The sequence below is a fragment of the Rhodococcus globerulus genome, assembly GCF_019334125.1.
Lineage (GTDB): Bacteria > Actinomycetota > Actinomycetes > Mycobacteriales > Mycobacteriaceae > Rhodococcus_F > Rhodococcus_F globerula.
Genome location: NZ_CP079698.1, coordinates 2134706 through 2147290 on the forward strand (window position 1 = coordinate 2134706; position 12585 = coordinate 2147290).

Annotated in this window: 12 protein-coding genes; 3 read left to right on the top strand and 9 right to left on the bottom strand. The window is 61.9% G+C overall.

The features are described 5' to 3' along the window. Nucleotides 1–66 precede the first annotated feature (66 nt). The gene (locus KYT97_RS09610) at nt 67–555 is read left to right on the top strand and encodes a GbsR/MarR family transcriptional regulator (RefSeq protein WP_245006060.1); all 489 of its coding nucleotides are present in this window, start codon (nt 67–69) and stop codon (nt 553–555) included. Here the strand turns inward: KYT97_RS09610 and KYT97_RS09615 are convergent. The 7 genes from KYT97_RS09615 to mdo all read right to left on the bottom strand — a co-directional run bounded on the left by KYT97_RS09615 (nt 552) and on the right by mdo (nt 8390). After that, on the bottom strand, nt 552–1256 hold the full coding sequence (locus KYT97_RS09615) for a MadR family response regulator transcription factor (RefSeq protein ID WP_245006061.1): 705 nt from the start codon (nt 1254–1256) through the stop codon (nt 552–554). The two genes, KYT97_RS09610 and KYT97_RS09615, sit on opposite strands and share 4 nt — an antisense overlap. Then, nucleotides 1256–2641, bottom strand: coding sequence for a MadS family sensor histidine kinase (locus KYT97_RS09620; protein WP_245006155.1), 1386 nt, complete (start codon nt 2639–2641; stop codon nt 1256–1258). Before KYT97_RS09620 ends, KYT97_RS09615 begins: the two co-directional genes overlap by 1 nt. 10 nt (nt 2642–2651) lie before the next feature. Then, on the bottom strand, nt 2652–3794 hold the full coding sequence (locus KYT97_RS09625) for an iron-containing alcohol dehydrogenase (RefSeq protein ID WP_230590363.1): 1143 nt from the start codon (nt 3792–3794) through the stop codon (nt 2652–2654). 274 nt (nt 3795–4068) lie between these two features. Next, nucleotides 4069–4392: a hypothetical protein gene (locus tag KYT97_RS09630; protein WP_045070904.1), complete on the bottom strand. Its 324-nt coding sequence runs from the start codon at nt 4390–4392 to the stop codon at nt 4069–4071. Between the two features lie 41 nt (nt 4393–4433). Further along, on the bottom strand, nt 4434–5951 hold the full coding sequence (gene madC, locus KYT97_RS09635; protein WP_092801785.1) for a MadC family VWA domain-containing protein: 1518 nt from the start codon (nt 5949–5951) through the stop codon (nt 4434–4436). Beyond that, nucleotides 5948–7030, bottom strand: coding sequence for a MadB family AAA-type ATPase (locus KYT97_RS09640; RefSeq protein WP_219112155.1), 1083 nt, complete (start codon nt 7028–7030; stop codon nt 5948–5950). Before KYT97_RS09640 ends, madC begins: the two co-directional genes overlap by 4 nt. An 85-nt stretch (nt 7031–7115) precedes the next feature. Beyond that, on the bottom strand, nt 7116–8390 hold the full coding sequence (gene mdo, locus KYT97_RS09645) for an NDMA-dependent methanol dehydrogenase (protein ID WP_033236488.1): 1275 nt from the start codon (nt 8388–8390) through the stop codon (nt 7116–7118). Between the two features lie 362 nt (nt 8391–8752). Here mdo and KYT97_RS09650 point away from each other — a divergent pair, with 362 nt between their 5' ends. Further along, on the top strand, nt 8753–9808 hold the full coding sequence (locus KYT97_RS09650; RefSeq protein ID WP_092801912.1) for a ferredoxin--NADP reductase: 1056 nt from the start codon (nt 8753–8755) through the stop codon (nt 9806–9808). On the opposite strand, the gene KYT97_RS09655 is transcribed toward KYT97_RS09650, so the two are convergent. Both KYT97_RS09655 and KYT97_RS09660 read right to left on the bottom strand, forming a co-directional pair. Continuing rightward, nucleotides 9792–11036 (bottom strand): glycosyltransferase family 87 protein, encoded by a 1245-nt coding sequence (locus tag KYT97_RS09655; RefSeq protein ID WP_219112156.1) that lies wholly within the window; start codon nt 11034–11036, stop codon nt 9792–9794. The two genes, KYT97_RS09650 and KYT97_RS09655, sit on opposite strands and share 17 nt — an antisense overlap. Before the next feature lie 83 nt (nt 11037–11119). Further along, nucleotides 11120–11866 (bottom strand): DNA alkylation repair protein, encoded by a 747-nt coding sequence (locus KYT97_RS09660; RefSeq protein ID WP_219112157.1) that lies wholly within the window; start codon nt 11864–11866, stop codon nt 11120–11122. 319 nt (nt 11867–12185) lie between these two features. Here KYT97_RS09660 and KYT97_RS09665 point away from each other — a divergent pair, with 319 nt between their 5' ends. Then, nucleotides 12186–12551, top strand: coding sequence for an SPW repeat domain-containing protein (locus tag KYT97_RS09665; RefSeq protein ID WP_033236413.1), 366 nt, complete (start codon nt 12186–12188; stop codon nt 12549–12551). The last annotated feature ends 34 nt before the right edge of the window (nt 12552–12585 follow it).

Below are 12585 nucleotides of genomic sequence, written 5' to 3' on the forward strand. Positions count from 1 at the left end.
ATTCGACCGTACGCTGATTTCACAAATGTGTGAAGATAGAAAAACGTAAAGATCGGACACTCCCCGATGACCGACATGACCGCCCGACATGAACCGCCCGACCATCCCGACAAGAGCCGGCAGTTGGTCGAGCGCCTCTCGCTGGTGCTGATCGACATGGGCTTCCCGCCCATGCCGGCACGCGTCTGGGCGGCTTTGATGACCAGCAATCAGCCGTCGTCGACTCCCGGCGATCTCGGTGAGGTGCTCGGCGTGAGCGCGGCTGCCATTTCCGGCGCGGTGCGATACCTGCTACAGGTCAGCCTGATCGAACGCGACGCCGTTCCGGGATCAAGGCGTCAGCACTACCGCGTCAGTGTAGACCTGTGGGCCGACGCGTTTGTCACCAAACAGTCTGCGCTGTACCAGGTATCGGAGGTAGCAGCAGAGGGCATTCGCGTCCTTGGCGAAGGCACACGCGGCGGCGACCGGATGGCCGACCTTCGCGACTTCTTCGACTTCATGGCCGCGGAGATGCCGCGGATGCTGGCCGACTGGCGAGCAACGCGCGTCTAGATCAATCCCTGTTTGCTGGCCGCATAGACTGCCTCGGCACGCCGACTCACCTCGAGTTTGCGCATGATATTGCTGACATGGAACTTCACCGTCGTCGGTGAGATGAACAATCTCTCACCGATCCTGATGTTGGACAATCCATTTGCGAGCAGCCGCAGGACCTCGAGTTCGCGATCCGTCAACCGGTCCTTGGTTGTGGACTGGCCGTTCAACGAGCGCACCACAGCGGAAGCACTGCGCGAGTCGAATGCACTCTCGCCGCGAGATACCGCCCGGATTGCCCGGACCAGTTCGGTGGTGTCGACGTCTTTGACAACGTATCCACGCGCCCCGGCGTGCACAGCGCGAACCACCAGTTGGTCGTCGAGAAATGTGGTGAGAACCAGCAATCCGAGTTTCGGATGCGCCACGGACAACTGCGAGCACAGCGTCAATCCCTCGTAGTCCGAACTCGCCGAGAGTTTGAGGTCCATGAGGACGATGTCGGGACTCACCCGATCGACAACCGACAATGCCTCCGGCAATGACGATGCCTCGCCGACAATGCGCAGATCACTTTCCCTCTCGAGCACCGACCGCAGTCCTTGCCGCAGTATTGCGTGGTCGTCGACGAGCACGATACGAACTACGCGACTCTCGGTGGGCCGCACAGGATTTCTGGGCCCGACGTGGCCGGCGGAGACGGGGCGTGCTGTGGTCATCATTCCTCGATCTCGGTTGTGGGACAGGTATCTTCGGCGCCGGTCTCAGTATCACTGTCAGGCTTGTCGGCGAGCGGCACCCGAACCAACACTTGGACTCCCCCGATCCTCGCGCGACGAACATCGAGCGTGCCACCCAATTCGCGTGCCCGGGACTGCATGTTGGCCAAGCCCCTGTGCCGCCCGTCGAGATCGTTGCTCGCCGCAAGTTTGAGGATCAATCGCATCCGCGCGGGGTCTCCGTCACCGTCGTCCGAGATGGACAAGACCACGGTATCGGTGCGATACGTCAACCGGAGAACCGCCCGAGTGGCGTGGGCGTGAACGGCGGCGTTGAAGAGTGCTTCGCCCGCGATCCGCAGCAATGCATGTTCGGTTTCACCGGGAAGCTCGGCCGGTGTGCCGCCGACACGAAGACTTACGGCCAACTCGTCGGGCATGTGGACCACGCTGAGTTGCTCGAGCATCTCCGGTAGCGAGGTCCGGCCTTCATCCGACGAGTGGTTGAGCGCGTAGATCGCCGAGCGCAGTTGCTCCACGGCCCGCCTCGTCAGATCCTTTGCCAGATCCAGTCTTTCACTTCGCTCGGCGTCGGGAATGTCACTGCGGCACACTTCGATCTGCATACCCGCTGACAGCACCGCCTGGGTCACGCTGTCGTGGAGTTCGCGGGCGATGCGATGGCGTTCGTCGTCGACGACCTGGTGCCGGTGCGCCACCCCGAGTTGACGTTGCGTCGATTCCAGCTCACTGTTTCGCACCGCCAGATCGGCGGCAGTTCGATTGGCCTCCGCAAATGCCTCTTCGGCACGCGACAGCAGCAGTTGCCCGCGCTGATACAGAGCCGAATTCTGCAGCGCAACAGCCGTTTGACTGGCCAAGATGCTGAGAACTGCGCCGTCGGTGGAATCAAGAGTGCGATTCTGCGGAGTCCAGGCCGCAAATGCGCCCACAACACCACCCCCGAGCACGATCGGCACAAACGCGTAGTGCGGATCGACCACGGAATTCGATTCGATACTGCCGCACCGAATGTCGTTGAGACAATCCACGACGTCGTCCGGCAGCGGTGGACCCTCGACGTTGTCGACCAGGAATGGAGTCGCGTCCGGTCCGAGAACCAACCGTCGCGGCCCCGCGTCAGGCAAGGTGCCGTCGGCGAGCGCAAAGACCACCCACTGCGCACTCAAATGTGCACGCGCGGCCTCGGCAACAGCACAGACCAACGTCTCCGGGCCGTCGACTGTTCTCACCAGCGCCCGCGAAATCAACTCCAATGCATGCACGACGCGCTCGAGTCGTTCAGCCGCGCCGCGGTACTGCGGATAGAAAGTGCTCTTCCCCGAACGTAATCCGGTGAGCCTCGACAGGTCTGCGGTCATGATCTCGCCCGATTCACAGCGCGCTCCGGAACAAGGCCACCATCTGTTCCTGAGTGGCTTCACGCGGATTGGTGGACATGCACGCATCACGCAGTGCAAAACTTGCCAAGCGGCTCAAGTCCTGCTCCCGAACACCCAACTCCGCCAAACCCTTCGGGACACCGACCTCACGGGCAAGCCGCTCGACGCGATCCGCCACCGCCAACGCGGCTTCTTGCGCACTGCCACGTTGCTCCGGAAGATTCAGCGCCGCAGCAATTGCCACGAACGGCGCCGCGTCGGTCGTGGAATTGAAACGAATGACGTGCGGAAGCAAGATCCCGTTGATGACGCCATGTGGGAGATCCAGCATGCCTCCGACTTGATGACTCATCGCATGAGCCGCGCCGAGAATCGCGTTGGTGAAGGCAAGACCGGCCTCGAGACTCGCCTGAGCCATGACGGATCGCGCTTCCATTTCCATCGGCTCATGAATTGTGCGCACCAGATTCTCGGTGACCAAGCCGACCGCTCGGAGTGCGTGATGATCAGTGAGCGGATTGTGGGCAAGCGATACGAAAGCCTCGATACCGTGCGTCAACGCATCCAATCCGGTTGCCGCATTGAGCCACTCGGGCATCGTTGTGAGCAAACGTGGATCGATGACCGTGACATCGGGAACCAACGCTCGCCCGATGATCGTGATCTTCGTACCCCGAGCGGTGTCCGTGACTATGCAGAACTGAGAAACATCTGCTCCGGTACCCGACGTGGTCGGGACCATCACCAGGGGCGGAATCGGCTTGGTCGCCTGATCGACCCCCTCGTAGTCGAGTATGTTTCCGCCGTTTGCGGCCAGAACCGCGACGCCCTTGGCCGCATCGATGACAGACCCACCGCCGAGCGCGATGATGACGTCGCACTCGCCCTCCTGGTACACCCCGAAGCCGGCCGCAATCTCGTAGTCCTTGGGATTGGGAGTCAGCCCAGCCCAGACCGTCGGCTGCAGCCCCTGCTCGGCCAAGTGCGCCTCGAGTTCACTGACCCATCCCGATTCGACCAGGCCCGGGTCGGTGACAAGAAAGGGGCGAAAACCGCCGAATCGGAGGGTTGCGTGAGCGGCTTCGACCAGGGAACCGATGCCGAACACAATTTCCGGAGCATGGAACTTCACCAATCTGGCAGCGGTGCCACGGCGGTGTTCACCTGTGTCATGGCGGTGTTCACCTGCGTCACGGCGGTGTTCACCTGCGTCAACAGCGTCCGGAACATCCACCGACACGGCTCCCACTCTCCTCTCGCCCGGCGCCGAGTCTGTGATCCACTTAACAAGCGCCGGTTCCGAGACTACGCGGGCATCGACGGACACACACCCGCCCAAGGAGAGGTGAATACCTACCCGATCGGGTAGGTACTGTCTTTATGCCTCGACCGTGCGTCCAGGGAGACCCTTACTCCTGACGACGACGATCCCGCCCGCCGAACAGCACGAACACGATGCCGGCGAGCAAGCCGACCACGGTCGGTCCGAGGACCAATCCGGAATACAACCACGGCGCAGGCTCTGCGGGGTACAGGTCCATAAAGCTGGCTCCGGTGAAACCAGGCTCGGGATCGAAGTATGCGCCGCCAGTGAGGATGTGCGGCGATGCCAACGATTGCCACCACCACTGGAAGACTCCCAGAGCAACAAGGCCGCATACCGCACCGACTACCGTCAGCAGCAGTATCGGTTTCCAGCGCAGCGCCGACTTCTCGGCCTTCGTCACCGTCATGGATATCAGTACATCACTACTCTCGGATTGCTTTTCACACCTCAGCGAAGCGCGTGACCCAGTTCCGCCGCCTTGGTCATCAGCTGCGCGGCATCGCGAGCCACCACCACCTCGTCACAGATCTTCGAGTACTCCGGCATCGCACACGACGCCTGGTTCCAATATCGCTGTGGTTCCGGCGTGATCCAGGCCAATCGATGAACCTTGCGTCGTAGTTCCTCGAGCTTCTCCACCTGCGGAGGTAATCCGTTGCACCGCCCGTCACCGACGATGATGACGGACGTTCGTGAGTTCAAGGCGTTGCCGTGCTCGTCCAGCAATTCGGTGAGTACTCGCCCGTAATCACTGCTGGCTTCCAGGTCCAGACCTGGATGCGCCAGGACCGCTGCCAGAGCGCCGTCACCACTGCTGGCGAGCAGGGTGTCCGTGACGTCGACGGGTCGATCGACAAAGGCCAGCACCTCACAGCGGTCGGCGCGCCGGTGCATCGCCTGGGCCAGCCTCAAGGTGAACGCGGTAACGGGCCGGACCGACAGCGAGACGTCGGCGATCAGCAACAACCGAACCCGATCGGGGCGAGGAGCTTTCACCACCAGATGGAAGGGAATGCCGTCAGTCCGCAAACTCGACCGTACCGTCCGCCGCATGTCCAAACGCCCACGGGAGCGTTCGCGCGGTCGCGGTCTCGCGGGGCCTCGCATCCGGCGCAACACTTCGTGGCACGCAAGTTCGACGTCGTTATGTGAGGGGCCTGCGGCCGCCTCACTGTCAGGGGCATCGGGAGCGGACTCCGCCAGGGCAGCGGCGGAGAGCGCCTGAACAAATGCTTCGACAGCTTCGACCAGGCGGTTCAGCTGCGCCTGCGTCAGCGGTCCGTCATCGGAGACGTCCGCATAGGCCTTGCTGGGATCGTACGCGTCGAGCCACGCGAGAATGGACGTCGGATCGTCCCAAGACAACGAACCCACCACAGCGGCAGCAACACTCGTACTGAGATCACCGACTACAGCCGACGACGCTCTGTCCACGTCCACGGTGTAGCTGACCCCCCGTCGCCCCGTTTCGGAACCGGTATCCACCGACAGTTCAGCATCACTTGACGTCATCGACACATCGTCGTCGTCCTTGTGCGGGTTGAATCCCTTCTCCGCCTCCGGAGTATCGAAGTAGTCACCCACCTCGGCGGCACGCTCGTTGTACTCCGCGTAGCGGCCGACTTCCTGATCCTCGTCGATACCGAGTGCGGTCGGCAGACCGTCGGCCACTTCCGCTCTGGACGCAATGCGATCTGCCGTCTTGCCGTCTCGAATCGGACGGAACAACGCGTCGAATGCCCGATCGAAGCCCGGTTGCTCGTGAGAGTACTTGGCGCACACCGACCGCAGGCAGGCACGCAAGACATCACGATCCGACGCCCCGACCATCGCCAGGACCCGCCGGACCTCGATGACCTCAGCGGGCGACGCCGATACTCCGGCCGCCCTCAGCAATCGGCCGAAGCTCGCCGACACCACGTCGAGGACAAACGACGGCTTTGCGGTAGAGCTGAGCATTGTCATCGCGACGAGCGGAGTCCGCTGCCACCGCGGATCCCTTGTTGATGCGAATCCCGCCCGCCGGTCCCCCGGAACACCGCTGTCGTCGTGTTCGCGGGCTTGCTTGCGACAGTGGCACGTTCGACTGACTCCCCGCCATTGCGCGACGGCGACTCCAGCGCTGTCCCGTCGAATCGTTCCTTCGCGAGCGTCACATCCGACGAGTACTTGAGTAGCGCTGCCAGCAAGATGTCGCGCACCGTGGCGTCCGACGACACCCCCAGGCCGCTGGCTGCGAGAACCGTTGCCGCCCTTGCCGCATCGATCACCTCGGAGATCGACGGGCTCTTGCGCAGCGGAAGGTCACGCAGGATTCGAGCCAGTTCGACTACTTCGGAGGCAGTGGCTTGATCAACCTCCGGCGCACGGGCGGTGACGATCTCACGCTCGCGCTCGGAGGTCGGGTAGCCGAGATGGTAGTGCAGGCACCGACGCTTGAGCGCCGGCGAAAGTTCACGAGTATCGTTGGACGTCAAGATGACCCAGGGCTGCGACCGGGCCACGAATGTACCGACCTCGGGAATCGTGATCTGCTGCTCGGCAAGAATTTCCAGGAGAAGCGCCTCCATGGACTCCTCGGTGCGGTCCACTTCGTCGACCAGAAGCACGACCGGTTCCGGTGACAATATCGCCTCGAGCAACGGCCGGACCGACAGGAAATTCTCGGAATACAAACCGAAATCCTGATCTGCCAGAAACTTCGACGCGTCAGCGACGCTGTCGAACTCGGCCACCTGATCGCTGATCCGGTCACGGAGCATCTGCACGTGCAGGAGTTGCTTTGCGTAGTCCCATTCGTAGAGCGCCCGATTGTCGTCCAAACCCTCGTAGCACTGCAATCGCACGAGCTTTCGTCCACCGATCGCGGCCAGCGATTTCGCGAGTTCCGTCTTGCCGACCCCGGCCGGTCCTTCGAGCAGGAGTGGACGCCCCAACGCCGTCGCAAGGTGAACTACCACCGCAAACTCGTCGTCCGCGATGTAATCCTGCTCGCGCAGCGCATCTTTCACTTCGACGCCGGTGGAGAAAGTGCGATTGGACATGGAACACCTTTCAATGGGGGCAAGCCCCACGTGCGCCTTTCTGGTAGCGCGGGCTACCAAAAAGGCGCACGGGGCCGAAGGCCCGTTAGAAGTAGGACTTGTTGATCGCGTGATCGACAACCGGGATCATCGACTCCACGGTGACCTCGCGGGGGTTGCCCGGGGTGCACCAGTCGTCCTGAATGTGCTCGGAGATGGCGCGCACAGTCTTCTCGTCACCCTTGATGACATCACCACGACCTTCGTACTTCTTGGTGTTCATCTGGTTCTTCGCGTACGAATCGGTGCGCACCTGACCGAAGTTGTCAGGGATACCGACATCCTTGGCCAGACGGATCGCGGCCTCGACGGCAGCGTCGGCGGCCTGCACCGTCGTGAGGTTGCGGGTGTCGACACCGAGAGCGCCGGCCAACTGGGCGTAACGCTCGTAGCGCGAGGGCAGGTTGTACTCCCACACCCGAGGCAGCGCGATGGCGTTGTTCAGACCGTGGTGGCTGTCGAAGAAAGCGCTCACCGCGTGGGAGATCGAGTGGACGATTCCGAGTCCGCCGGAGTTGAAGGCCTGGCCGGCAATGTACTGCGCGTTCATCATTCCCTCGCGGGCCTTGAGGTTCCGCGGCTCGAAGACAGCCTCGCGCAGGTTCTTCGCGACCAACTCGACCGAGTAGATCGCGTTGCCGAGCGACGGCGCAAAATCCAGGCGAGACACGAAAGGCTCACTGCCGTGGGCCAGTACGTCGAAGCCGCAGTACGCGGTGAAGTGCTGAGGGCAGGTGTAGTAGAGCAGCGGGTCGTCGACCGCGAGGGTCACGATGGTCGCCTCGTCGAAGCCCACCCACTTGTGCGGGTTGTTCATGTCAGACGTGTCGGTGATGACGTACGCCCATGACGTCTCGGAACCCGTACCGGCTGTGGTGGATACAGCGATGTGCGGAGGGTTCTCCTTGTTCGTGGACTTGGCAAATCCCTCGAACTCGTTGATGTTGCGGCCGTCGTGCGCGATCACGACGCGGGCACCCTTGGCGGCGTCGTGGCTCGAGCCACCACCGATCGAGATGATCGAGTCGCACTTCTCCTTCTGGTAGAGCGCCGCGGCCTCCATGACGTTGTAGTCCTTGGGGTTGGACTCCACCTTGTCGTAGAGAACCACCTCGACGCCCTGGTACTCGATCTTGCCGATCAGTTCTTCGATGATTCCCGAGCCGCGCAGACCCGTCGTCATCAACAAGGTGCGCTTGAACCCGAGGTTCTTGGCTTCGACGCCGATGATGTCGTGAGCACCCACACCCATGAGTGCGCGGGGGAACGGATGAAATTCCTTGATCGGGAAGTCCCAGATCTGATTGAGCTCGATTGCCATCTTCTTTGCTCCTCGCGAATGCGTGACTGTGACGGTGGGAGTGAGTGAAAGCCGCTTGTTTGTGATCGGCATCTCATCTGCACTCCACTGTGGACCGGCCGACAGCCCGAACCCACAATTCGCTGCGATTACCGCCCGGACGCCGCCCCCGAACCGCCCATTCGGGCAGGTTGTGACCGCCCCGGCCCGCCAGGCGCCCCCATCACGATCGGTCTGATTCCCGCTGATCGGGAACGTTTTGCCGCGCGACTAGGATCCCCAGTAGCTTTTCATCACTGCTAGCATTGAACTAGAACATGTTCTACCTGCAGCATTTCACTGACCTGCGCATTACCCAGCTTCACGAGAGGACTTGCTTCGCGATGACGACAGTCGAGGTACCGCACAGCTCGCGATCGGCGGTACTCACCGTGTCCGGAGTCGTGGAAGAGACTTCGGACGCCCGGTCGCTGGTTTTCGAGATCCCCGCAGACCTGAAGGGCAAGTTCGACTACAAGCCCGGACAGTTCCTCACCCTGCGCATCCCCAGCGACCAGACCGGTTCCGTTGCCCGGTGCTACTCCCTGGCCAGTTCACCGTTCACCGACGACGCCCCCAAGGTGACCGTCAAGCGAACCGTCGACGGCTATGGTTCCAATTGGCTGTGCGACAAGGTTCAGGTCGGCGACACCATCGAAGTGCTGCCGCCGTCCGGTGTGTTCACCCCCAAGTCGCTCGATCACGATTTCCTGCTCTTCGGCGCGGGCAGCGGCATCACTCCGGTGATCTCGATCCTCAAGTCCGCTCTCACCCAGGGCAGCGGCAACGTTGTCCTCGTGTACGCCAACCGTGACGAGAAGTCCGTCATCTTCGGCGCGGAGCTTCGCGAACTCGCAACGAAGTACGCCGGTCGCCTGACCGTCATCCACTGGATCGAATCGGTCCAGGGACTCCCGGTCGTTTCGCAGCTGGCAACGCTGGCCAAGCCGTTTGTCGCCTACGAAGCCTTCATGTGTGGCCCCGGCCCCTTCATGGACGCCGTGCACAACGCACTCGCCGAAGCCGGCATGCCCCGCACACAGGTCCACGCCGAGGTCTTCAATTCACTCGCCGGCGACCCGTTCAAGGACGTGGAGCTCGCCGAGGTCACCGACGAGGAAGCAGCCGACGCCGCCACAGTCGAGGTCGAACTGGACGGCGAAACCCATACCCTCGTCTGGCCCCGCAAGCAGACCCTCGTCGACATCATGCTCGCCAAGGGCCTCGACGTGCCGTACTCCTGCCAGGAAGGTGAATGCGGCTCCTGCGCCTGCACCGTCACCGAAGGCGAAGTGCAGATGGACAACTCCGAGATCCTCGACGCCGAGGACATCGCAAACGGATACATTCTCGGATGCCAGGCAAAGCCTGTATCCGACAGCCTCAAGATCGAGTTCTGACACCGGATTCTTCGATACTGTTCGGCCCCTGATTCCCTTCGGATTCGGGGGCCGAATCGTTTTCCCCGAACGCCGAATTCTGCCCGAACACAGTGTCCGGCCGTGGCCGCATCTGCCACAAAGCAACAATTGCCGCTGCGCTGACCAGGATGAAACCCTCCCGCAAGATCGCTCCGACCGGCACGAGCAGCGCCGACGCGTCCATCAACTGCTGTCCCATACTCGGTCCGCAATAGACCACCACCAGAGCTGCAACGAAAACCGCGACACCACGACGCGAACGCAGCCGGAACAGTATCGTGACCGCCGCCGGGATCAGGTACACCCAGTGATGAATCCAGCTGATCGGCGACAGAATCGGCGCGCTCAACCCGATCACCAGTGCCGCGTCGACGCTACGGCCGTCGAGGTATATCCGCCTCGCAATCCACAGTGCCGCTGCGCCGACCAGCACGATCAACGGCATCACCACCGCATCCGTCCAGGAACCCAGCGCAGCCAGAGTGCCCTGCAGCGAGCCGTTACCCGAACTGGCAATCGCCTCGCCCGTAAGATCCACGCGGCCACTCAAACTCCACACGACTTCGGTCCAGAAGGTTCTGCTCAGCGCCGGATCAACCAGTGCGGCAGCAACAGTGGCAGCGGCCGCACCCACTGAACTCCAGATCGCCAGTCGCCATTGCCGTGTCACCACGAAGTAGACGACGAACAACCCCGGAGTCAGCTTGATCGCGGTCGCAACGCCGATCAACAGTCCACGCGGGAAATACCGGCCGAGAATCGAATTGTCATCTCGAGTGATGTCGAACAGCACCAGTGCCATCAACAACAGATTTACCTGACCGAATGAGATGTGCGCGCTGACCGTCGGTGTCACCGACACCCCGATCAGAAGTGCCGCCATCACCAACGGCCGCAAGCGAACCCACCTCGGAGTGAAGCGCGCAACCGTCCACGCCACCAGCAGAATGCACAGAAGCGACCACAGAAGGTACGCAGTCCACCAGTCGAAAAACGCTGTCGGCCACAACAACAACACTGCAAACGGCGTGTAGGTGAACGGCATTCCCTCAGGCTCGATCATCGGACCGAACAAGTTCCCGGAATAGATGTCACCGCCACTGGCAAACTTCTCGACAGCGTAGCGATAGACGAGGAAATCGACAGGTTCGACGGCTCGCACGACGTACACCAGATATGCCAGCACCACGCATGCTGCCGCGAGCATCGACGCGATGGTTGTCGCTGTAACTAGTCGAGCTGAGGAGGCCTGCACCTCTCGATCGTGTCACAGACCGTTACGGCAAAGTCTCACACCGGCGCACGGAGCGACCGAAAATGCGTCCGCTCCTCCGCACTGAGGTGCTCACACGCATAGCTCAATGCGGTACGACCCATGTCGTGCGCATGCAACTCCAGGAACCCGGTCAACAAACCCCGGTCGACGCGTTTGCCCACCTCACGCAGCATCCAGCCCATCGCTTTCTGCGTCAGATCACGACGATCGTCGAGGACGGACGCCGCGAGCTCGAGAGTTGTCGACGCGTCGCCCCGCGTGATGAAGCCGTACGTGGTCAACAGCGCCACTCGCCGACGCCACAGGTCGCCCGAATCCGAGAGCTCGAACACCAAGCTTCGGTTCCGATCGAACAACCATCCGCCGAGAATCTGACCGGCCGACGAATCGACCAGGTCCCAGTTGTTCACCCGCCCACGCTCCACCGCGTCGAGGTAGAACTCGGCAATCGTGCGTCGAGCTTCGGCGTCGAAAGACCTCTGCCTGCTTGCCTTTTCGAACTGCGCCACCAGAATCAACAGGCCGGCGAGACGATACTCGTGAACTTCGCTGTCGAGCAGCACACGCACTTCGCTCAACTCGAGACCGCCGAACCGCTTGACCACAGTCCGTGTCTTGGGCACCCGAACGCCGATGAAGACGTCGCCTTCGCCGTACTCCCCCGGCCCGGTCTTGAAGAACCGCTGAAGGTGAACAGCATCCTTCGGATCGGACAGGTCGGCCAACGCCTCGCACACCGCACGAGCACTCAGATCACCCATGCCGACACGATCTCACAACTCACAGCGTCCTCACATCGAACGCCCCAGATAGGCACAGCCTGGTCGGCAACACTGAAACCATGCTCACAACCGCACTGGCCTTCACCACACTCACGCTGATGGCGCTCTCCGGCCACATCGCAGCCACCGCCCCGCGCGGCCTGGTCGCGGCCCGCACCTCTGATCACAAATCTTGATACAAACCGGCCATGCCTGCGGGTAACTGCAACCCGAATGCAATTGTCGGAGAGTTGAACTCGACCTCAGGAAGGCGTCTACTCGAGAGTGAAAGAATCTTTTCGCTCGAGGAGGTTTCGCCATGAAGTCGTGGAATCGAATGCAGGATGCCGTAGCCGTGGTTCTCGGTGTCTTTGCCGCACTGTCGCCGATCTGGTTGACCACCAACGACCGGGCTATGTGGTCACTGATCGTCCTGGGTGTGCTCGTTGCACTCGCCGGCCTGGCTCACATGGCACGACCGGACATGGCCGTCGCCGACTACGCGATGGGTGTCTTCGGCGTTCTGATGTTCATCTCCCCCTGGGTCATGAACTTCCACGCCCTCGAAGGCGCAGCCTGGACAGCCTGGGTTGTCGGAGTCCTCACCGTAGTGGTGGCAGTGAGTGCGATGCCGATGATGGCCGCCAGAATGCATCACGGCGACCACGGAGTGGCCGCCCATTAGAGCAGTGACCACGGAGTGGCCGCCCACTGAGTAC